Below are 22,035 nucleotides of genomic sequence, written 5' to 3' on the forward strand. Positions count from 1 at the left end.
CCGCGCCGCCCTCTCCCGCTTGCGTTGCCGCACCCACACCGAATCCCGACCATCATGACCGAACCGACCCAAACGCAGCCCGCCGTCGCGGCGGACGAAAACCAGATCATTGCCGAACGCCGCGAGAAGCTGCACGCATTGCGCGAGCAAGGCATCGCCTACCCGAACGACTTCCGCCCGACCCATCACGCGGCCGACCTGCAGGCCACCTATGCGGACACGGACAAGGAAGCGCTCGAGGCGAGCCCGCAACACGTCGCGATCGCCGGCCGCATGATGCTCAAGCGCGTGATGGGCAAGGCCAGCTTCGCGACGGTGCAGGACGGGTCGGGCCAGATCCAGTTCTTCGTGACGCCGAACGATGTCGGCGCGGAAACCTACGACGCGTTCAAGAAATGGGATCTCGGCGACATCGTCGCCGCGCGCGGCGAGCTGTTCCGCACCAACAAGGGCGAGCTGTCGGTCAAGTGCACGGAGCTGCGCCTGCTGTCGAAGGCGCTGCGCCCGATGCCGGACAAGTTCCACGGCCTCGCCGACCAGGAAATGCGCTACCGCCAGCGTTACGTCGACCTGATCGTCACGCCGGAGACGCGCAACACGTTCCGTGCGCGCACGAAGACGATCGCGTCGATCCGCAAGTTCATGGGCGACGCCGACTTCATGGAAGTCGAAACGCCGATGCTGCACCCGATTCCGGGCGGCGCGACCGCGAAGCCGTTCGTCACGCACCACAACGCGCTCGACATGCAGATGTTCCTGCGCATCGCGCCGGAGCTGTACCTGAAGCGGCTGGTCGTCGGCGGCTTCGAGCGCGTGTTCGAGATCAACCGCAATTTCCGGAACGAGGGCGTGTCGCCGCGTCACAATCCGGAATTCACGATGATGGAGTTCTACGCCGCGTACACCGACTACCGCTGGCTGATGGACTTCACCGAGCAGCTGATCCGCCAGGCGGCGATCGACGCGCTCGGCACCGCGACGATCCAGTACCAGGGCCGCGAGCTCGACCTCGCGAAGCCGTTCCATCGCCTGACGATCACGCAGGCGATCCAGAAATTCGCGCCGCAGTACACCGACGGCCAGCTGTCGGACGACGCCTACGTGCGCAGCGAACTGAAGCGCCTCGGTGTCGACGTGACGCAGCCGGCGTTCCTGAACGCAGGCATCGGCGCGCTTCAGCTCGCGCTGTTCGAGGAAACGGCCGAAGCGCAGCTGTGGGAGCCGACCTTCATCATCGATTACCCGATCGAGGTGTCGCCGCTCGCGCGCGCATCGGACACGGTGCCGGGCATCACCGAGCGCTTCGAGCTGTTCATGACCGGCCGCGAGATCGCGAACGGCTTCTCGGAGCTGAACGATCCGGAAGACCAGGCGGCACGCTTCAAGAAGCAGGTCGAGCAAAAGGATGCCGGCGACGAGGAAGCGATGTTCTTCGACGCGGACTACATCCGCGCGCTCGAGTACGGCATGCCTCCGACGGGCGGCTGCGGGATCGGCATCGACCGCCTGGTCATGCTGCTGACCGACAGCCCGACGATCCGCGACGTGCTGCTGTTCCCGCACCTGCGCCGCGAGGACTGACCGGCTGCGCCGACTGCACGCCCCGCCACGCGGCGGCGTGCGGCCGGCGGCTTTGTAACCGCGCGTAAATCCCGCCTGCCGGCGTCCGCCGGCAAACGATCCTCTCCCCCTTTTCATTTCCGCTTCCCGACGGCCCCGGCCGGGTTTCGGGCGCCAATGCCTGCGATCTCCGGCAGCGAATCGTTACAACTTGATACCCCGCCCTGCCCGCGCGTGGACCACACTGGTTCGTGCCAGATCGCGCACGTCCGTGTGCGCCAGGAGCGAGAAAAATGGACAACCAGAACCAAAACCAGAGCAACACGCAACGGCAACGTCTTCACCCGCTCGTCGCGACCGCGGCGGGCGCCGTCATCATCGCGAGCCTCGCCGCGACCGCGGCCGTGACCGGCCTGTTTCCGAAGGCCACCAGCGGCGACGCGCAGAACGGCCAGACCCAGGCCGCGCTGATCGCGTCGCAGCCGGCCATCGACACGGCAGCGCCTGCCAGCGCGGCGCTCGCCGCCCAGACGCAGCAGCAGGCGGCCCGACAGGGCATCCAGCAACCGGCGGCCGCGCAGCCGCAGCCGCAGGCTCAAGCGCAGCCGCAGCCGCAGGCTCAAGCGCAGCCGCAGCCGGCCCCGCGCCCGGCCACGACGCACCGCCGCCACCATTCATCGACGGTGCCGCAGCCGCCCGAATACGCACAACAGCAGTCGGGCGGCGGTTATTCGCAGCAGCCGTCCTACTGCCAGAGCTGCGGCACGGTCGTCGCGATCACGTCGGTCCGCACGCCGGGCCAGAGCACCGGCATCGGCGCGGTCGGCGGCGCGGCGGCGGGCGGCCTGGTCGGCAACCAGTTCGGTCGCGGCAACGGCCGCACCGCGATGACGCTGCTCGGCGCGCTCGGTGGCGGCCTCGCGGGCAACCAGGTCGAAAAGCAGGTGCGCAGCGATACCGAATACCAGGTGCAGGTCCAGATGGAAAACGGCGCGACCCGCACCTTCACGTACCACAACCCGCCGCCGTTCGGCCAGGGTCAGCGCGTGCGGATCGAGAACGGCACGCTGGTCGGCGCATAACGCCCCGCTGCCCGCGCGCGATGCGCGGGCTGGGGCGCACACGCAAAAACGGCTCGCGATCGCTCGCGAGCCGTTGTCTTTCCTGCCGGGCGATGCGCGCCGGCGCGGATCCCGAATCTCAGTCTTCGTCGTCGAAGTCCGATTCGTCGATCCAGTGCGCCTGAATCGCCTCGAGGATCTTCTCGCCGGAATGCTTCGGATCGTCGTCGAAACCGTCCAGTTCGAGCACCCAGGTGCGCAGGTCGACGAAGTTGACCGCCTTCGGATCGACGTCCGGATGCGTGTCGGCCAGCGCGATCGCGATCTCGCGCGAATCGGTCCATTTCATCGCCGCTTCTCCTGTCAGTGATTTTCCTTCGCGTGGTTGATCGAATACTTCGGAATCTCGACCACCAGATCCACGTTGTCCTTCACCATCGCCTGGCACGACAGCCGCGACGTCGGCTCCAGCCCCCACGCCTTGTCGAGCAGGTCGTCCTCGTCCTCCTCGGACGGATCGAGATCGTTGAAGCCCTCGCGGATCACCACGTGGCACGTCGTGCACGCGCACGACTTCTCGCACGCATGCTCGATCTCGATGCCGTTGTCGAGCAGGTTGTCGCAAATACTCTTGCCGGGCGTCGCGTCGATCACCGCGCCTTCCGGGCACAGTTCGACGTGAGGCAGCACCACCAGTTGAGGCATGTCCGTTCCGTCAGTCTACGTGCGGCGCGATGCGCCGCACCATTCATCATAGCGCCGGCCGCCATCGGCCGGCACGCATGTCGTTCGTTCAGATCTCGTCGAGCCGGCGGCCGGCGAGCGCGCGCTTGATGCTCTTGTCCATCCGGCGCGCGGCGAATTCGTCGGTGCCTTCGGCAAGCGTCTTGGTCGCCGCTTCGATCGCACCGGCGTCGTCGCCCTGCGCGACCGTGCGCAGCGCCGCGACGCATGCATCGACTTCCGCGCGTTCCGCCGCATCGAGCAGTTCGCCGTCGGCGGCCAGCGCCGCTTCGGTCGCCTCGATCATCCGCTCGGCCTCGACCTGCGCCTCGCGCAGCGCACGGGCGCGCATGTCGATTTCGGCCGTCTTGAAGCTCTCCTCGAGCATCTTCGCGATATCGTCGTCGGCGAGGCCGTACGACGGCTTCACGACGACCGACGCCTCGACGCCGGAGTGCTGCTCGCGCGCGAACACGGACAGCAGGCCGTCCGCGTCGACCTGGTAGGTCACGCGAATGCGGGCCGCGCCGGCCGTCATCGGCGGGATGCCGCGCAGCTCGAAGCGTGCGAGCGACCGGCAGTCGGCGACGAGCTCGCGCTCGCCCTGCACGACGTGGATCGCCATCGCGGTCTGGCCGTCCTTGAAGGTCGTGAATTCCTGCGCGCGTGCGATCGGAATCGTCGAATTGCGCGGAATGATCTTCTCGACGAGTCCCCCCATCGTCTCGACGCCGAGCGACAGCGGAATCACGTCGAGCAGCAGCCAGTCGTCGCCGCTGCCGCGGTTGCCGGCGAGCATGTCGGCCTGGATCGCCGCGCCGAGCGCGACGACCTGGTCCGGGTCGAGATTGACGAGCGGCGGCTGGCCGAAATACGTCGCAACCGCCTCGCGAATCACCGGCATGCGCGTCGCGCCGCCGACCAGCACCACGCCCTTGATGTCGGCGGGCGCGACCTGCGCGTCGCGCAACGCCTTGCGGGTCGGCGTCAGCGTGCGACGCACGAGCGGTTCGACGAGCGCCGCGAACGTGTCGTGCGTGACCGTCTGCGCGAGATGCGCGCCCGTCGACAGCACGACGTCGAGCGGCGCTTGCGGCGCGCTCGACAGCGCTTCCTTCAGTTGCCGCACGCGATCGAGCAGCAGGCGCACGTCCTCGGGCGCGAGCGTCTTCGCATCGATGCCGGCCTGCGCGAGCACGTGTTCGAACAGCGCGTGGTCGAAATCGTCGCCGCCGAGCGCGGAATCGCCCCCCGCAGCCAGCACTTCGAACACGCCCTTCGTCAGTTTCAGGATCGACAGGTCGAACGTGCCGCCGCCAAGGTCGTACACCGCGTACAAGCCTTCCGCCGCATTGTCGAGACCGTAGGCGATCGCCGCCGCGGTCGGCTCGTTCAACAGGCGCAGCACGTTCAGGCCGGCGAGCCGCGCGGCGTCCTTGGTCGCCTGGCGCTGCGCGTCGTCGAAATACGCGGGCACCGTGATCACCGCGCCGACCAGCTCGTCGCCAAGCGTGTCTTCGGCGCGCTGGCGCAGCGTCGCGAGAATCTCGGCGGATACCTCGACCGGGCTCTTCACGCCGTCGACGGTGCGGATCTGCACCATGCCCGGCGCATCGACGAATTCGTACGGCGCATTCACCGCGCCTTCGACTTCCGCCTTGCCGCGGCCCATGAAGCGCTTGACCGACACGATCGTGTTGCGCGGATCGCGCGCGGCCTCTTCCTTGGCCGTATGGCCGATCCGGCGGCCGCCCTTCTCCAGGTAACGCACCACCGACGGCAGCAGCACGCGGCCCTCGTCGTCCGGCAGCACTTCCGGCACGCTGTTGCGCACGGCAGCGACGAGCGAATTCGTCGTGCCGAGATCGATCCCGACGGCGAGCCGCCGCTGGTGCGGCGCCGGCGCCATGCCCGGTTCGGAGATTTGCAGTAAAGCCATCTTGGTTCGTTCGGGAGCTCGCGCTCCGCTTGGCTGCGTGCCGCGAGGCACGCGGTTAATGTTCGAGACGCTCGATCTGCGCGCCCACTTCCGACCCGACGCGCTCGATGAACATCAATTGGCGCACCGCCTCGGCGGCCGCCTGATCCGCGCCGCTGTCGAGCAGCGTGCCGAGGCGCGCGAAGCGCGCGCGCTTCTCGTCGCGCAGCTCGGCGAGCAGCGCATCGAGCGCGGCGACGTTGCGCGCGGCGGCGGCATCCTCGATGCCCTCGCGCCACTCCATCTGCTGCATCAGGAACGCCGGCTCCATCGCCGTGTTGTTCTCCGCGCCGATATCCACGCCGCGCAGCGACAGCAGGTAGGTCGCGCGCTTGAGCGGATCGCGCAGCGTCTGATACGCCTCGTTCGCGCGCGTCGCCCATTGCATCGCGATGCGCTTCTGCGCGTCGCCCGCCGCGGCGAAGCGGTCCGGATGCACCTGCGTCTGCACCGTCCGGTAAGCGGTGTCGAGCGCCGCATCGTCGAGCGCGAACTGCGCCGGCAGGTGGAACAGGTCGAAGTGGCTGTCGTTCAGCGAGACCATCGCGTGTCGTTCAATCCTGGTTCGTCGCGCGGCAAACGCCGCGCATTAAAAAGGCGGCATGTGCCGCCTCTTGCCCGCATCGCGCGGATCGCACCGTCACACTCGGAACGATTCGCCGCAACCGCACTCGTCCTTCACGTTCGGGTTGTTGAACTTGAACCCTTCGTTCAGGCCTTCGCGCGCGAAATCCAGCTCGGTGCCGTCGATGTACGCGAGGCTCTTCGGATCGACGATGACCTTCACGCCATGGCTCTCGAACACCTGATCCTCGGGCGCCAGCTCGTCCACATATTCGAGCTTGTACGCGAGGCCGGAACAGCCTGTCGTACGCACGCCGAGCCGCAGGCCCAGCCCCTTGCCGCGCCGGACCAGATACTTCTGGACGTGTTGCGCTGCTTTTTCGGTCAGTGTAATTGCCATGATGTCCTTGCCGCACGCGCCGATCGCGGCGCGCACGTTCTAGCTCAGTCGCTCGATGCCGCTCAGGCTGCTGCCTGATCGCCTTCCGTGCCGTCGTGGCGCTTCTTGTAGTCCGCCACGGCTGCCTTGATCGCGTCTTCCGCGAGGATCGAACAATGGATCTTCACGGGCGGCAGCGCCAGTTCCTCGGCGATCTGCGTGTTCTTGATCGAGAGCGCCTCGTCGAGCGTCTTGCCCTTCACCCATTCGGTCACGAGCGAGCTCGACGCGATCGCCGAGCCGCAACCGTAGGTCTTGAACTTCGCGTCCTCGATCACGCCGTCCGCACCCACGCGGATTTGCAGCTTCATCACGTCGCCGCACGCCGGCGCACCGACCATGCCGGTGCCGACCGCGTCGTCGTCCTTCGCGAACGAGCCGACGTTGCGCGGGTTTTCGTAGTGATCCAGAACCTTGTTGCTGTAAGACATGACTCAGACTCCTTGACTCGTTACATCTGCGTGCGTCAATCCGCCCGCGAAATATTCAGTGCGCCGCCCACTCGATCGTCGACAGATCGATGCCTTCCTGGTGCATTTCCCAGAGCGGCGACAGTTCGCGCAGCTTCGCGATCTTGCTCTTCAGCAGATTGATCACGTAGTCCACTTCCTGTTCCGTCGTAAAGCGGCCGACCGTGAAGCGGATCGAGCTGTGCGCCAGCTCGTCGTTGCGGCCGAGCGCACGCAGCACGTACGACGGTTCCAGCGACGCCGACGTGCACGCGGAGCCCGACGACACCGCGACGTCCTTGATCGCCATGATCAGCGACTCGCCTTCGACGAAGTTGAAGCTGATGTTCAGGTTGTGCGGGATACGGCGCTCGAGGTCGCCGTTCACGTAGGTTTCCTCGATCTCCGAGAGCCCGCGCAGCAGCTTGTCGCGCAGCGCACGGATGCGCTCGTTCTCGGTCGCCATTTCTTCCCTGGCGATGCGGAACGCCTCGCCCATGCCGGCGATCTGGTGCGTCGCCAGCGTGCCCGAGCGCATGCCGCGCTCGTGGCCGCCGCCGTGCATCTGCGCCTCGATACGCACGCGCGGCTTGCGGCGCACGTACAGCGCGCCGATGCCCTTCGGGCCGTAGGTCTTGTGCGCGGAGAACGACATCAGGTCGACCTTCAGCTTCGCGAGGTCGATCTCGACCTTGCCCGTCGACTGCGCGGCGTCGACGTGGAAGACGATGCCCTTCTCGCGGCAGATCTCGCCGATCGTCTCGATGTCCTGGATCACGCCGATCTCGTTGTTGACGTGCATCACCGACACGAGGATCGTGTCCGGGCGCAGCGCGGCCTTGAACGCGTCGAGGTCGAGCAGGCCGTCTTCCTTCACGTCCAGGTAGGTCACCTCGAAGCCTTCGCGCTCGAGTTCGCGGCAGGTGTCGAGCACGGCCTTGTGCTCGGTCTTCACCGTCACGATGTGCTTGCCCTTGCCCTGATAGAAGTGCGCGGCGCCCTTGATCGCGAGGTTGTCCGACTCGGTCGCGCCGGAGGTCCAGATGATTTCGCGCGGGTCGGCGTTGACGAGCGCGGCCACCTGCTCGCGGGCCTCTTCGACAGCGCGCTCCGCATCCCAGCCGTATGCGTGGCTGCGCGATGCCGGGTTGCCGAACTGCTCGCGCAGATACGGCACCATCTTGTCGACCACGCGCGGGTCGACCGGCGTCGTCGCGCTGTAATCCATGTAGATGGGCAGGTGGAGAGTCTGTTGGTTCATCTATCGCTCCGGGTATTCTGTGCGGGGACTATGCTATGTGGGTTCGGCGGGCTGTCTTCGCGCTCACGAGCTCGCGATGTTGAACACCGAATTCGGGCCGAGCGGGATCGTGCGCACCGGCTCGGCGGGCGCGGCGACGGACTCCGGCGCGCGCCTGTCGCGCAGCACCGTGGGCACGCCTTCACGCGCGCGCTGCTGATCGACGAGATCCTGCAGCGACACCGAATCGAGGTATTCGACCATTTTCTGGTTGAGCGTCGCCCACAGCTCGTGCGTCATGCAATGGCCGTCGGGCTGCTTCGAGCCGTCGCACGCGCCCTTGCCGCCGCACTGCGTCGCGTCGAGCGGCTCATCGACTGCAATGATGATGTCGGCGACCGTCACGTCCTGCGCGCGGCGCGCGAGGTTGTAACCGCCGCCCGGGCCACGCACGGATTCGACGATTTCATGCCTGCGCAGCTTGCCGAACAGCTGTTCGAGGTACGAGAGCGAAATCCGCTGGCGCTGGCTGATGCCTGCAAGCGTCACCGGACCCTGCTCCTGGCGCAGTGCCAAGTCGATCATCGCCGTGACGGCGAAACGGCCTTTGGTGGTGAGTCTCATGGTGTTAGGGGACTGCAATCTTGACGATTTTGGTCAAGTATAAATATTTGACGAATTTAGTCAAGTATCCCTATTGAGGACAGGGTATTCGCGAAGCGGTTAACGAAATCAGCGTGCCGCGCGTTGCCGCAGCGTGCCGAGCAGCCCTTCGCAGGCGGCCTCGCACTGATCCAGCACCTGTTCGAAACCCTGCGCGCCGCCGAAATACGGGTCGGCGACTTCCTGCTCCGGCACGCCGCTTGCGAACTCCATCAGGAGCCGCACCTTGCCGCGATGCGCGGGCGGGCAGCGACGGTGCAATTCCGCGAGGTTCGCCGCGTCCATCGCGAGGATGAAGTCGAAACGTTCGAAATCGGCCGCGCCCACCTGCCGCGCGCGCAGCGCCGACAGGTCATAGCCGCGCGCGAGCGCCGCCGCCTGTGCCCGCGCGTCCGGCGGCTCGCCGACATGCCAGTCGCCGGTGCCGGCGGAGTCGATCTCGATCCACTCGCCCAGCCCGGCGGCCTCCACCTGATGGCGCATCACGCCCTCGGCCGTAGGCGAGCGGCAGATGTTGCCGAGGCAGACGAAACAGATCGCAACGCGGGTCATCGCACTCACGGAAATCCGCGGCGCGCCGCGACGAAGGGGAACGCGCCATTATACAAACAGGCGCCCGAACGCGCTGCGCGTCGCACGGCGGCGGCGACCTGCGTCAAAGCGACTTCGACGTGGCGAGCGGCACGTCGCCGGTTGCGGCAGGCAGCGGCTTCGCAGCTTCACCGACCAGCCCGAACGACACCGCGCGCGCCAGTTCGGCGGACGCCTGGTGAACCGCGATCGGGCCGCGCGACGGCATGTCGCCCGCGGCATGGAGATAGGCGGCTGCCGCCAGCGGTACGATGATCGCCAACGGCCAGTACATCGATATTGTCTTTTTCATCATGATGCGACCTCTTTGACTGATGCCCCGGATCTTCGTCCGGAGCCTGCAGATCAAATTCTATAGATCGCATCTATCACGATAAATGCCTGAATAGCGAACTGAGTGTTGCCCTGCGATAAACAGTCGCAGCCGTCAGCCGAGATGGCTGCGCGACGCGGCGTACAGCTCGCGGAAAGTCCGCCCGGTCGGCACCGGCAGGTCGCGGGTGTCCATCCAGCCGCCCATCAGCGGCAGACGCCGCAGCATGCCGCTGTCGCCGCCCAGCCGCTCGAGGATCCGCACCGCGAGCTTCGTCGTCAGCGCATAGAGCGTCGGATGGCGGGCCAGGAACCCCCAGGCGGCAAGCCCGGCGCGCTCGCGCCACGGCCGCAGATGCCGCTCGACCTGCTTCTCGCGCAGCGTGCGCAACAGATGCGACAACGGGATGCCGACCGGGCAGACACTGTCGCACTCGCCGCACAGCGTCGCCGCCTGCGGCAGGTCGAGCGCACGGTCGAGCCCGACGTAGCTCGGCGTCAGCACGGAGCCCATCGGCCCCGGATAGACCCAGCCGTACGTATGGCCGCCGACCTTCTGGTACACCGGGCAGTGATTCATGCACGCGCCGCAGCGAATGCAGCGCAGCATCTCCTGGAACGCACCGCCGATGAGGCCCGTGCGGCCACCGTCGACGAGCACCACATAGTTGTGCTCCGGGCCGTCCTCGTCGCCCGGCTGGCGCGGCCCCGTCAGCAGCGAGAAGTAGTTCGACGTCTTCTGGCCGGTCGCCGAGCGCGGCAGGAGGCGCATCGCGGTCGCCAGGTCCTCGAGCGTCGGCAGCACCTTCTCGATGCCGGTCACGGCGACATGCACGCGCGGCATCACCGTGCACATCCCCTCGTTGCCCTCGTTCGTCACGAGCGCGACCGAGCCCGTCTCGGCGATCACGAAGTTGCCGCCCGTCACGCCCATGTCGGCCGACAGGAAGTGCGGACGCAGCACCTCGCGCGCCTCGCGCGTCATGTCCGGAATCTCGGTGAGGCGCGCGCGGTGGTGCGTGCGCGCGAACAGGTCGGCGATTTCGTCCTTGTCCTTGTGCACCACCGGCGCGATGATGTGGCTCGGCGGCTCGCTGTCGTTGATCTGCAGGATGTACTCGCCGAGATCCGTCTCGATCGACTGCACGCCCATCTCGGCGAGCACCGCGTTCAGGCGCATTTCCTCGGACACCATCGACTTGGTCTTGATGACCTTCTTCACGTCGTGACGGCGCGCGATGTCGGCGACGAGCCGCGCGGCGTCGGCCGTCGTCTCGGCGAACAGCACCGTCGTGCCGCGCCGCGCCGCCTCGCGCTCGAACGTCTCGAGCCAGACGTCGAGGTTCTCGAGCGCGCGGTTGCGGCGCGCCTTGAGCGCCGCGCGCGTGGCCGGGAAGTCGATCTGCGTCATCGCGTCGGCGCGCGCGGACACGAACTTCGTCGACAGCTTCTTCAGGTTTTCCTGCAGGCGCTGGTCGGCGAGCTTCTGGCCGGCACGCGCCTTGAAATGCATCGATTGGACTTGCATCGCGGATTCGGGAAGAAAAGGATACGGGACCCGGCGGCGCTCAGACGTCGCCCGCCAGCACCTGCGCGATGTGCAGCACGCGCGTGTCGCGGTCGCCGGTGCGGCGCAACCGCCCTTCGATGTTCAGCATGCAGCCCAGATCGCCAGCCACCACGGCGCCCGCGCCCGACGCGTGGATATTCGCGCATTTCTCGTCGGCGATCGCCGTCGAGATGCCGCCGTACTTGACCGCGAACGTGCCGCCGAAGCCGCAGCAGTGCTCGCAGTCCTTCATCTCGGTGATGGCCACCCCGCGCTGCGCGAGCAGCGCGCGCGGCTGCGCCTTCACGCCCAGCTCGCGCAGCCCGGAGCAGGCGTCGTGATAGGTGACGGGCCCCGTGAATTCGCCGGGCTCGAGCGCGACCTTCGCAACGCTGGCGAGGAAGTCGGTCAGCTCGTAGACCTTCTGCTGCAACCGTTCGTAGCGCCCCATCAGCTCCGGATCGTCGCGAAACAGGTCGCCGTAGTGCGTGCGGATCATGCCGCCGCACGAGCCCGACGGCGCGACGACATAGTCGAACTGCTCGAATTCGCGCAGCGTCTTTTCCGCGAGGTCGCGCGCGAGCGCGCGGTCGCCGGAGTTGTAGGCCGGCTGCCCGCAGCAGGTCTGCGCGGGCGGCACGATCACTTCGAATCCGGCCTCCCGAATCAGCTTGAGCGCCGAAAAACCGATTTCGGGACGCATCAGATCGACCAGACAGGTCACGAACAAACCGACTCGCATAGACGCTCCTTCGAGTAAACCGCGCTCATTATCCGCCGTTTCCCCGGCAAGACCAACGCCATTCCGGAAGGATGTGAATCAGGCGCGGGCGAGGAATTCCTCGAACGCCGTTCGCTTTTTTCACCATACGAGATACAATCACCCCCAATACCGCTTGACGCGCCAACCGCCCCCCCGAAGATGAGCAACCCGACTCCGGATTCCAAGACGTCGATCCAGGTGATCGAACGCATGATGCGACTGCTGGACGCGCTTGCCTCGCACAGCGACCCGGTCAGCCTGAAAGAACTGGCGCAGCGCACCGAGCTGCACCCGTCGACCGCGCACCGCATCCTGAACGACATGGTGACCTGCCGCCTGGTCGATCGCTCCGACCCGGGCACCTACCGCCTCGGCATGCGCCTGCTGGAGCTCGGCAACCTGGTGAAGGCGCGCCTGTCGGTGCGCGACGCCGCGCTGATGCCGATGCGCGAGCTGCACCGCCTCACCGGCCAGACCGTGAACCTGTCGGTGCGCCAGGGCGACGAGATCGTCTATATCGAGCGCGCGTATTCGGAGCGCTCGGGCATGCAGGTGGTGCGGGCGATCGGCGGCCGCGCGCCGCTGCACCTCACGTCGGTCGGCAAGCTGTTCCTCGCCGCGGACGAAACCGCACGGGTGCGCGCATACGCGACGCGCACGGGCCTCGCCGGCCATACGCAGAACAGCATCACCGACCTCACGAAGCTCGAGCGCGAGCTGACGCTCGTGCGCCAGCAATCGTGCGCGCGCGACAACGAGGAACTGGAACTGGGCGTGCGCTGTATCGCCGCGGGCATCTACGACGACTCGGGCAAGCTGGTCGCGGGGCTGTCGCTGTCGGCGCCGGCCGACCGTCTGCAGGACGCGTGGCTCGGCCAGTTGAGCCGCACCGCACTGACCATTTCCGAATCGCTCGGCTATCGCCCCGAGCCCGCGAAGGAAGCGGTGGGCGGCGTGCAACGGCAGGCGTGAGCCCGCCGCGCGCAGCATGAAAAAGCCCCGCGACTGCGGGGCTTTTCGTTGGCGGGGACGCCGGCGCGCCGGCTCAGGTGCCGCCGTTCGGCGAATTGGCGGCCGTCAGTCGGTCGCCGCCGCCGTTGTCCAGCCAGTTGCGCAGCCGCACCGCATCGGCGAAGCGCGAATACTTGCCATACGAATCCAGCAGCACCATCACCATCGCACGGCCGTGGATCGTCGCCTGCATCACGAGGCACTCGCCCGCCTCGTTGATGAAGCCGGTCTTCTGCAGACCGATGTCCCACGTCGAATTCGAATTGCGCACGAGCGCATTCGTGCTGTTGTACGCGAGCGTGCGCTTGCCGGTGTTCACCTCGTAGCTGCGGTCGGTCGAGAACTTCCGGATCAGCGGGTACTGGTACGCCGCGTCAACCATCTTCACGAGATCGCGCGCGCTCGACACGTTCTGGCTCGACAGGCCGGTCGAATTCTCGAAGTGCGTGTCGTTCATGCCGAGCGCCTTCGCCTTCGCGTTCATCGCCGCGATGAACGCCGGCCGGCCGCCCGGGTAGTAGCGCGACAGCGCCGCCGCCGCGCGGTTTTCCGACGCCATCAGCGCGATGTGCAGCATGTCCTCGCGCGACAGCACCGAACCGACCGACAGGCGCGAACCGGTGCCCTTCTCGTAGTCGCGGTCTTCATCGGTCACTTCGATCTGGTCGCCAAGCGGCAGCTTCGAATCGAGCGCGACCATCGACGTCATCAGCTTCGTGATCGACGCGATCGGCACGACCGCATGCGAATTCTTGTCGAACAGCGGCTCGTTCGAGTTCTGGTCGACGACGTAGGCGACGCTCGAGCGCAGCGCGAGCGCGTCGGGCGTGTCATGCAGGCCGAAGGCCTGGCCGGCCGACGGCTGGCGCGGCTGGAACGCGACCTTGCGCACCGCGGCATGATGGCCGCGCGCGTTCGCGGCGAGCGTGACGCGCTTGCGCGTCGCCTTCGCGCGCGGCGCGTCGGCGGCGGCGTCGGCCGTCTTCACCGATTTTTTCGCGGACGAAGCCGCCACCTTCTTCTTGGCGGCCGGGTGGGACGATTTCGCAGTCGCGGCAAACGCATCGGCGGGCACGATGGCGGCGGTGGCCGACAGCACGGCGACGGCAACCGAGACCGCGGTGCTGAGCGCCATGCTCTGCAACATTCTGCGCGGTGAAAACAATTCGGCTTTCATTGGGGTCTGGACAAAGCGGCGGGAGGTTTCCGCAAGTGTAGTTAAGGCTGAAAAAATAAGCAATATTAGACACTTACCGATTGTCTTTAAACCGGACTGTAAGAGTCGACCCGAATGAAATCGATCGACTCCCCGCCTCCATCGCCCAATCTCATGATGGTCTCGCCTCATAGCGCCGTCTCCCGATTACCACCCGGATAATTGAGATAACGTCACTTTGAGGACAATTTAAAGCGGGAAAACTACGTATCCGGCTACGTATTCGGCAATCGGCAAGCAAAACGGCGCGCGGCCCGGGCTGCGGCGACCACACATCGAGGCAACCCCGGCAACTGCGCGCGTTTCGACACGATTCCCTACACAACGTTCCATCGGCCTGTTAGGTTTACCTGTGCCCGGCGATGGTGCGCGCTGCCCGCCGGCCAGTTGCGCGCACGACGGAGAAGCATCAACTGAAACCGTTCCCAACCCCGACATATAACTCGTTGTTTTGTCGATAATTTGTCATGATTGTGCGGCGCACAAAAAACGCTTGACATGCACAGCCGCTGCCCTACAATAGCTTCCAATGCTGCGTTGCACAAAGCGCGCAGATCCGTAGTTCCCCAGAGTAGTGCCCCTTACCCTTGCGATCGTTTCGATCGCTTTTCAGGAGGATGACATGTCTTTGCTGACCCCCGAGCAAATCGCTGCCGCCCAGAAAGCCAACCTCGAGAGCCTGTTCGGCCTGACGACCAAGGCATTCGAAGGCGTCGAAAAGCTGATCGAACTCAACCTGCAAGTCGTGAAGTCGACGCTCTCCGAAGGCCAGGAAAATGCGCAGCGTCTGCTGTCGGTGAAGGACGCGCAGGAGTTCATCGCGCTGCAGGCCAGCCTGTCGCAGCCGGTCGCGGAAAAGGTGCTGTCGTACGGCCGCCACCTGTATGAAATCGCGACGGCGACGCAAGCCGAGTTCGCGAAGGTTGCCGAAGCGCAATACGAAGAGCAGAACAAGAAGGTGCAGGCACTCGTCGACAACGTCGCGAAGAACGCACCGGCCGGTTCGGAAACGGCTGTTGCCGCGCTGAAGTCGGCACTGAACGCCGCGAACACGACGTACGAAACGGTGCAGAAGGCTGCGAAGCAAGCGGTCGAAATCGCCGAGACGAACTTCAACGCCGCTGCTGCTGTCGCGACGAAGGCCGCCAGCGCCGCAGCCGCGCGCCGCACCAGCAAGCCGACCGCCTAAGCGATCCGGATGTGCCAGAAAAAGCCGCGCCGAGCGCGGCTTTTTCTTTTGGTGCGCCCGGGCGCCGGACGCGCGGGATTTTCCGGGAGTGCCCCGCCGCGCCCCAACAAACGAAAACGGCGCTTCCGTTGCGGGAAGCGCCGTTTTTCCTTCACGACCGGCGCGTCGCGCCGGCAGTGTTTACTTCTTGCGTTGCGGGGGCAGATCCGTGCAGACGCCTTCGTACAGCTCGGCCGCCATGCCGATCGACTCGCCGAGGGTCGGGTGCGGATGGATCGTCTTGCCGATGTCTTCCGCGTCCGCGCCCATCTCGACGGCCAGGCACACTTCGCTGATCAGGTCGCCCGCGTTCAGGCCGACGATCCCGCCGCCGATCACGCGGTGCGTTTCCTCGTCGAAGATCAGCTTCGTGAAGCCCTCGTCACGGCCGTTCGCGATCGCGCGGCCCGATGCGGCCCACGGGAACACGGCCTTGCCGTACTTGATGCCTTCGGCCCTGCACTGCTCTTCCGTCTTGCCCGCCCACGCGACTTCCGGATCGGTATAGGCGACGGACGGAATCTGCAGCGCGTCGAAATACGCCTTCTCGCCGTGCGCCGCTTCCGCCGCGACGTGGCCCTCGTGGACAGCCTTGTGCGCGAGCATCGGCTGGCCGACGACGTCGCCGATCGCGAAGATGTGCGGGACGTTCGTGCGCATCTGCCTGTCGACGTCGATGAAGCCGCGATCCGTCACTGCGACGCCGGCCTTGTCGGCACCAATCCTCTTGCCGTTCGGGCTGCGGCCGACCGCGACCAGCACGAGGTCGTAGCGCTGCGCTTCCGCCGGGGCCTTTTCGCCCTCGAACTTCACGTAGATGCCGTCTTCCTTCGCCTCCGCGCCGACCGTTTTGGTTTTCAGCATCACGTTGCCGAAGCGCTTCGCGTTGTACTTTTCCCAGACCTTGACGAGGTCACGGTCCGCGCCGTTCATCAGGTTGTCGAGCATTTCGACGACGTCGATTTCGGCGCCGAGCGTCGAATAGACGGTGGCCATTTCGAGGCCGATGATGCCGCCGCCGATCACGAGCATCCGCTTCGGGAGCTGGCGCAGTTCGAGCGCGCCGGTCGAATCGACGATGCGCGGGTCGTCCGGCAGGAACGGCAGCTTCACCGACTGCGAGCCGGCCGCGATGATCGCCTGCTTGAACCGGACGACCTTCTTGCCGCCGTCGCCCTGCACTTCCATGTGATACGGATCGACGAACGCGCCGACGCCGGTCACGACTTCGACCTTGCGCGCCTTCGCCATGCCGGCGAGGCCCGTCGTCAGCTTCTTCACGACGCCGGACTTGAAGTCGCGCAGCTTGTCGAGGTTGACTTCGGGCTTGCCGAACGAGATGCCGTGATCCGCGAGCGCGGCCGCTTCCTCGACGACGAGCGCGGTGTGCAGCAGCGCCTTCGACGGGATGCAGCCGACGTTCAGGCACACGCCGCCGAGCGTCGAATAGCGCTCGACGAGCACGGTCTTCATGCCGAGGTCGGCGGCGCGGAACGCGGCCGAGTAGCCGCCGGGGCCGGCGCCGAGCACAAGCATGTCGCACTCGACGTCGACGGGGCCGGCATAGCTGCCGGCTTGCGGCGCGGGAGCCGGAGCGGCGCCGGGCGCCGGTGCGGCGGCCTTCGGTGCTTCGGCGGGCTTGGCGGCGGGCGCGGCAGCACCTGCGGCGGCCTCGACCAGTGCGATCACAGTGCCTTGCGAGACCTTGTCGCCGGCCTTGACCTTGATTTCCTTGACGATGCCGGCGACGTCGCTCGGCACTTCCATGGAGGCCTTGTCCGATTCGAGCGTGAGGAGCGTCTGCTCCTTTTCGATCACGTCGCCCGGCTGAATGTTGACTTCGATGACATCGACGCCGCTGAAATCGCCGATATCCGGAACTTTGACTTCGATGAGACTCATTACTGTCCCCTTCTTGATTAACTGCAGACAGAGGGAGGGAGAAACTCGCGAGTGAACTACGGCCTGACTGGAGAACGGGGACTTGGGCAGGACCACCTTTGCCGTCCGCCCAAGGACGCGCCTTTCTTTTGGTTACTTTTCTTTGGAAGACAAAGAAAAGTGACCGCCGCCCCGCGCAGGGGCGACGCATGCAGGCCGTTAAGAAAGCAAGTTCAACGACGAGACGCGGATCACCGACAGAAAATCCGCGCCCCCGCGAGCGCCCCTCACGCTCATCAAAGAATCACTCGACGGAAGTCGCCCAAGAGCGCGCCGAGATACGCATTGAACCGTGCGGCTTCCGCGCCATCGATCACGCGATGGTCATACGACAGCGACATCGGCAGCGTGAGGCGCGGCACGAACTGCTTGCCGTCCCACACCGGCTTCATCGCGCTGCGCGACAACCCGAGGATCGCGACTTCCGGCGCGTTGATGATCGGCGTGAAGTTCGTGCCGCCAATCCCGCCGAGCGACGAGATCGAGAAGCAGCCGCCCTGCATCTGGTCCGGCTTCAGCTTGCCGTCGCGCGCGGCCTTCGACAGCTCGGTCATTTCCTTCGCGATGTCGACGAGGCCCTTCTTGTCCGCATCGCGGATCACCGGCACGACGAGGCCGTTCGGCGTGTCGGCGGCAAAACCGACGTGGTAGTACTGCTTGAACACCAGGTTGTCGCCGTCGAGGCTCGCGTTGAACGTCGGGAATTTCTTCAGCGCCGACACGACCGCCTTGATCACGAATGCGAGCATCGTGAACTTCACGCCCGCCTTCTCGTGCTCCTTGTTCAGTTGCACGCGCAGCGCTTCCAGCTCGGTGATGTCCGCTTCGTCGTTGTTCGTGACGTGCGGGATCATCACCCAGTTGCGATGCAGGTTCGCGCCCGAGATCTTCTTGATCCGCGACAGCGGCTTCGCTTCGAACGGACCGAACTTCGAGAAGTCGACCTTCGGCCACGGCAGCAGGTTCAGCTCGCCGCCGCCGGCCGGTGCGGCCGCGGCAGCCGGCGCCGCGCGCTGGCCGGTCATCACGCCCTTCACGAAGTTCGTGATGTCTTCCTTGGTGATACGGCCCTTCGGGCCGCTGCCCGCGACCCGGCCCACCTCGACGCCGAGCTCGCGCGCGAACTTGCGCACCGACGGCGACGCGTGGCTCGCGCGGTATTCGCCCGCGGGCGCAGCGGCAGCCGGCGCAGGCGCCGCGACCGGCGCGGGTGCGGCGGCAGCCTGCGGCGCGGGAGCCGGCGTCGTCGCTGCCACCTGCGCGGCGGCCGGAGCCTGCGGCGCGGCGGCCGGCGCGCCGGCGGCCTCGAGCAGCACGATCAGCGTCCCTTCGGACACCGTATCGCCGATCTTCACCTTGATGTCCTTGACGACGCCCGCGGACGGGCTCGGCACGTCCATCGTCGCCTTGTCCGATTCGAGCGTGACGAGCGACTGTTCCTTCTCGACCGTGTCGCCGATCTTCACGCCGATCTCGATCACCGGCACGTCCTTGTAGTCGCCGATGTCCGGCACCTTCACCTCGAGCGTGCCGCCGGCCGCGGCCGGTGCGGCAGCCGGTGCCGGCGCTGCGGACGCAGGCGCGGCGACAGGCAGAGCCGCCGGCGCGGCTGCGCCGTTCGGCTGCGCCGCGACGCCGCCTTCGAGCAGGATGATCAGCGAGCCTTCCGACACCGCGTCACCCACCTTCACCTTCACTTCCTTGACCGTGCCGGCCGCCGGGCTCGGGACGTCCATCGTCGCCTTGTCCGACTCGAGCGTCACGAGCGACTGCTCGGGCTCGACCGTGTCGCCCGCCTTCACGAGCACTTCGATGACGGGCACGTCCTTGTAATCGCCGATATCCGGCACCTTCACTTCGATCGCTTGACTCATCTGTTTGTGTCTCCTGAACCGCGCCCGCCCCTCCCTGGAGCGGACCGCGGTATCACACGGCGCGTGTGCGTTAAACCGTCATCGGGTTGGGCTTCGACGGATCGAGGTTGTACTTCGCGATCGCATCGGCGACGACCTTGCGGTCGATCGTGCCTTCGTCGGCGAGTGCGTTGAGCGCCGCGACCGTGACCCAGTAGCGGTCGACCTCGAAGAAGTGACGCAGTTTCGCGCGGGTATCCGAACGGCCATAGCCGTCGGTGCCCAGCACCACGTACTTGCGGTCGATCTGGCCGCGGATCTGGTCGGCGAGCGCGCGCACGTAGTCGCTCGATGCGACGACGGGACCCTGCGTGTCCTTCAGGCACTTCTGCACATGCGACAGACGGCGCTCGGCGGTCGGGTTCAGCAGGTTCCAGCGCTCGACGTCGTGGCCTTCACGCGCGAGCTCGGTGAAGCTCGGCACGCTCCACAGGTCGGCGGCGACGCCCCAGTCGTTCTTCAGCAGGTCTGCCGCGGCAATCACTTCGTTGAAGATCGTGCCGGCGCCGAGCAGTTGCACGCGCGGCGCCTTCGCCTCGGCGTCGGCCTTCCGGAACGCATACATGCCCTTGATGATGTCGGCCGCCACGTGCTCGCCCTGCGGAATCGCCGGGTGCTCGTAGTTCTCGTTCATCACCGTGACGTAGTAGTACACGTCTTCCTGGTCCTGCACCATGCGGCGCAGGCCATCCTGGATGATGACGGCAAGCTCGTAGCCGAAGGTCGGGTCGTAGCTCACGCAGTTCGGCACCGATGCCGCCCACATCAGGGAGTGGCCGTCTTCGTGCTGCAGGCCTTCGCCGTTCAGCGTCGTGCGGCCCGCGGTGCCGCCCAGCAGGAAGCCGCGCGAGCGCATGTCACCCGCCGCCCATGCGAGGTCGCCGATCCGCTGGAAGCCGAACATCGAGTAGAAGATGTAGAACGGCACCATGATCTCGCCGTGCGTCGAGTACGACGTCGCCGCCGCGATCCAGTCGCACATGCCGCCCGCTTCGTTGATGCCTTCCTGCAGGATCTGGCCGGTTTCCGATTCCTTGTAGAACATCAGCTGGTCGGAATCTTCCGGCACGTACTTCTGGCCTTCCTGGTTCCAGATGCCGATCTGGCGGAACAGGCCTTCCATGCCGAACGTGCGCGACTCGTCCGGGACGATCGGCACGACGCGCTTGCCGAGCGCCTTGTCCTTCAGCAGGATGTTCAGGATCCGCACGAACGCCATCGTCGTCGAGATCTCGCGGCCCTCGCCCGTGCCCTTCAGCAGCGGCTCGAACGCGTCGAGCGCCGGCACCGGCAGCGACGTCGCCTTCTGGCGGCGCTGCGGCAGGTAGCCGCCGAGGTCCATGCGCTGCTTGCGCATGTATTCGAGCTCCTTCGAGCCTTCTTCGAACGTGAGGTACGGCACGTCGGCGATCTGCTCGTCCGAGATCGGCAGGCGGAACTGGTCGCGGAGCTTCTTCAGTTGCTCGACCGGCAGCTTCTTCTGCTGGTGCGTGATGTTCATCGCCTGGCCGGACTCGCCCATCCCGTAGCCCTTGATGGTCTTCGCGAGGATGACGGTCGGCGCGCCCTTCGTGTTGCTGGCCTCGTGGAACGCCGCGTAGATCTTGTGCGGATCGTGGCCGCCGCGGTTCAGCGCCCAGATGTCGTCGTCCGACCAGTCGGCGACGAGGGCCTTCAGTTCCGGCGAGTTGAAGAAGTGCTCACGGACGTACGCGCCCGATTCCGACTTGTAGGTCTGGTATTCGCCGTCGACGACTTCCATCATGCGGCGCATCAGCGCGCCCGACTTGTCGCGCGCGAACAGCGCATCCCAGCGGCCGCCCCAGATCACCTTGATCACGTTCCAGCCGGCGCCGCGGAATTCCGATTCGAGTTCCTGGATGATCTTGCCGTTGCCGCGTACCGGGCCGTCGAGACGCTGCAGGTTGCAGTTGATCACGAACACGAGGTTGTCGAGCTTCTCGCGGCTCGCCATGCCGATCGCGCCGAGCGATTCCGGCTCGTCGGTCTCGCCGTCGCCGAGGAACGCCCAGACCTTGCGGCCCTGCGTCTTCGCGATGCCGCGCGCTTCGATGTACTTCATGAAGCGCGCCTGGTAGATCGCCATGATCGGGCCGAGGCCCATCGACACGGTCGGGAACTGCCAGAAGTCCGGCATCAGCCACGGGTGCGGATACGACGAGATGCCGTTGCCGCCGACTTCCTGGCGGAAACTGTCGAGCTGGTCTTCGGACAGGCGGCCGAGCAGGAACGCGCGCGAGTACACGCCCGGCGACGAGTGGCCCTGCACGAACACGAGGTCGCCGCCGTGCTGGTCGGACGGCGCGTGCCAGAAGTGGTTGTAGCCGACGTCATACAGCGTCGCGGCCGACGCGAACGACGCGATGTGGCCGCCGACGTTGGTTTCCTTGCCGGCGCGCACGACCATCGCGATCGCGTTCCAGCGGGTGTACGAGCGGATGCGGTGTTCGATTTCCTGGTCGCCGGGGATCTTCGCCTGGGCTTCGACCGGAATCGTGTTGATGTAAGGGGTGTTCGCGGAGAACGGCAGATGTTCGCCGTGCACACGCGCGAATTCGATCTGCTTCTCGATCAGGTAGTGCGCGCGCCCGGTGCCGACGGAGGAAATCACGCCGTCGAGCGCCTCGAGCCATTCGACGGTTTCCTGCGGATCGTCGTCACGCTCGGCGGCGACATATTTCATCACTTCATTGGGTACGGCGGACATTCTCGTCTCCTGGGTCCTGAAATGTGAGGATCGCGCTTCGTGCAGACGACGCGTCGCGACCGGCTGCGGCAAGCTCCAGCGGATTGTAATGAGCGCTCGCGACCCG

General features: G+C 66.2%; 20 protein-coding genes. 4 read left to right on the forward strand and 16 right to left on the reverse strand.

Annotation, left to right across the window (positions count from 1 at the left end):
* The first annotated feature begins 54 nt into the window (after window positions 1–54).
* Entirely contained in the window at window positions 55–1,581 is a 1,527-nt protein-coding gene (gene lysS / locus LIG30_RS15565) for a lysine--tRNA ligase (protein ID WP_038713503.1), read from the forward strand.
* Between the two features lie 272 nt (window positions 1,582–1,853).
* Window positions 1,854–2,642: a glycine zipper 2TM domain-containing protein gene (locus LIG30_RS15570; protein ID WP_038713504.1), complete on the forward strand. Its 789-nt coding sequence runs from the start codon at window positions 1,854–1,856 to the stop codon at window positions 2,640–2,642.
* Window positions 2,643–2,760: 118 nt separating this feature from the next.
* Here the strand turns inward: LIG30_RS15570 and iscX are convergent, their stop codons facing one another.
* The 12 genes from iscX to LIG30_RS15630 form a co-directional block, all read right to left on the reverse strand.
* Window positions 2,761–2,970, reverse strand: coding sequence for a Fe-S cluster assembly protein IscX (iscX, locus tag LIG30_RS15575; protein WP_038713505.1), 210 nt, complete (start codon window positions 2,968–2,970; stop codon window positions 2,761–2,763).
* Window positions 2,971–2,984: 14 nt separating this feature from the next.
* Window positions 2,985–3,326, reverse strand: coding sequence for an ISC system 2Fe-2S type ferredoxin (fdx, locus tag LIG30_RS15580; RefSeq protein ID WP_038713506.1), 342 nt, complete (start codon window positions 3,324–3,326; stop codon window positions 2,985–2,987).
* 88 nt (window positions 3,327–3,414) lie between these two features.
* Window positions 3,415–5,283, reverse strand: a complete 1,869-nt coding sequence (gene hscA / locus LIG30_RS15585; RefSeq protein ID WP_038713507.1) for a Fe-S protein assembly chaperone HscA — start codon at window positions 5,281–5,283, stop codon at window positions 3,415–3,417.
* A gap of 55 nt (window positions 5,284–5,338) precedes the next feature.
* Complete coding sequence (gene hscB / locus LIG30_RS15590; RefSeq protein WP_038713508.1) at window positions 5,339–5,866, reverse strand: Fe-S protein assembly co-chaperone HscB; 528 nt, start codon at window positions 5,864–5,866, stop codon at window positions 5,339–5,341.
* Between the two features lie 96 nt (window positions 5,867–5,962).
* The gene (gene iscA / locus LIG30_RS15595) at window positions 5,963–6,286 is read right to left on the reverse strand and encodes an iron-sulfur cluster assembly protein IscA (RefSeq protein ID WP_038713568.1); all 324 of its coding nucleotides are present in this window, start codon (window positions 6,284–6,286) and stop codon (window positions 5,963–5,965) included.
* Between the two features lie 62 nt (window positions 6,287–6,348).
* Window positions 6,349–6,756, reverse strand: coding sequence for a Fe-S cluster assembly scaffold IscU (gene iscU / locus LIG30_RS15600; RefSeq protein ID WP_038713509.1), 408 nt, complete (start codon window positions 6,754–6,756; stop codon window positions 6,349–6,351).
* 55 nt (window positions 6,757–6,811) lie between these two features.
* Window positions 6,812–8,035: an IscS subfamily cysteine desulfurase gene (locus LIG30_RS15605; protein WP_038713510.1), complete on the reverse strand. Its 1,224-nt coding sequence runs from the start codon at window positions 8,033–8,035 to the stop codon at window positions 6,812–6,814.
* A gap of 63 nt (window positions 8,036–8,098) precedes the next feature.
* Window positions 8,099–8,638 carry a Fe-S cluster assembly transcriptional regulator IscR gene (gene iscR / locus LIG30_RS15610; RefSeq protein WP_038713511.1) on the reverse strand — a complete coding sequence of 180 codons (540 nt, stop codon included), beginning with the start codon at window positions 8,636–8,638 and terminating at the stop codon, window positions 8,099–8,101.
* 108 nt (window positions 8,639–8,746) lie between these two features.
* Entirely contained in the window at window positions 8,747–9,229 is a 483-nt protein-coding gene (locus LIG30_RS15615; protein ID WP_038713512.1) for a low molecular weight protein-tyrosine-phosphatase, read from the reverse strand.
* Window positions 9,230–9,332: 103 nt separating this feature from the next.
* The gene (locus LIG30_RS15620; protein WP_038713569.1) at window positions 9,333–9,560 is read right to left on the reverse strand and encodes a hypothetical protein; all 228 of its coding nucleotides are present in this window, start codon (window positions 9,558–9,560) and stop codon (window positions 9,333–9,335) included.
* Between the two features lie 135 nt (window positions 9,561–9,695).
* Window positions 9,696–11,108, reverse strand: coding sequence for a lactate utilization protein B (locus LIG30_RS15625; RefSeq protein ID WP_038713513.1), 1,413 nt, complete (start codon window positions 11,106–11,108; stop codon window positions 9,696–9,698).
* 40 nt (window positions 11,109–11,148) lie between these two features.
* Window positions 11,149–11,871 carry a (Fe-S)-binding protein gene (locus tag LIG30_RS15630; protein ID WP_038713514.1) on the reverse strand — a complete coding sequence of 241 codons (723 nt, stop codon included), beginning with the start codon at window positions 11,869–11,871 and terminating at the stop codon, window positions 11,149–11,151.
* 180 nt (window positions 11,872–12,051) lie between these two features.
* Here LIG30_RS15630 and LIG30_RS15635 point away from each other — a divergent pair, with 180 nt between their 5' ends.
* Window positions 12,052–12,864 carry an IclR family transcriptional regulator gene (locus tag LIG30_RS15635; protein WP_038713515.1) on the forward strand — a complete coding sequence of 271 codons (813 nt, stop codon included), beginning with the start codon at window positions 12,052–12,054 and terminating at the stop codon, window positions 12,862–12,864.
* Window positions 12,865–12,937: 73 nt separating this feature from the next.
* Here LIG30_RS15635 and pbpG read toward each other — a convergent pair whose 3' ends face one another.
* Window positions 12,938–14,080: a D-alanyl-D-alanine endopeptidase gene (pbpG, locus tag LIG30_RS15640; protein ID WP_038713516.1), complete on the reverse strand. Its 1,143-nt coding sequence runs from the start codon at window positions 14,078–14,080 to the stop codon at window positions 12,938–12,940.
* A gap of 661 nt (window positions 14,081–14,741) precedes the next feature.
* Here pbpG and LIG30_RS15645 point away from each other — a divergent pair.
* A complete protein-coding gene (locus LIG30_RS15645; RefSeq protein ID WP_038713517.1) occupies window positions 14,742–15,308 on the forward strand; it encodes a phasin family protein in 567 nt (188 codons plus the stop codon).
* Between the two features lie 180 nt (window positions 15,309–15,488).
* Here the strand turns inward: LIG30_RS15645 and lpdA are convergent, their stop codons facing one another.
* The 3 genes from lpdA to aceE all read right to left on the reverse strand — a co-directional run bounded on the left by lpdA (window position 15,489) and on the right by aceE (window position 21,929).
* Window positions 15,489–17,249 (reverse strand): dihydrolipoyl dehydrogenase, encoded by a 1,761-nt coding sequence (gene lpdA, locus LIG30_RS15650; RefSeq protein WP_038713518.1) that lies wholly within the window; start codon window positions 17,247–17,249, stop codon window positions 15,489–15,491.
* A 275-nt stretch (window positions 17,250–17,524) separates the two neighbouring features.
* Window positions 17,525–19,162: a dihydrolipoyllysine-residue acetyltransferase gene (aceF, locus tag LIG30_RS15655; protein WP_038713519.1), complete on the reverse strand. Its 1,638-nt coding sequence runs from the start codon at window positions 19,160–19,162 to the stop codon at window positions 17,525–17,527.
* Window positions 19,163–19,232: 70 nt separating this feature from the next.
* Complete coding sequence (aceE, locus tag LIG30_RS15660; protein WP_038713520.1) at window positions 19,233–21,929, reverse strand: pyruvate dehydrogenase (acetyl-transferring), homodimeric type; 2,697 nt, start codon at window positions 21,927–21,929, stop codon at window positions 19,233–19,235.
* Between the last annotated feature and the right edge of the window lie 106 nt (window positions 21,930–22,035).

The organism is Burkholderia sp. lig30 (genome assembly GCF_000687455.2).
Lineage (GTDB): Bacteria > Pseudomonadota > Gammaproteobacteria > Burkholderiales > Burkholderiaceae > Burkholderia.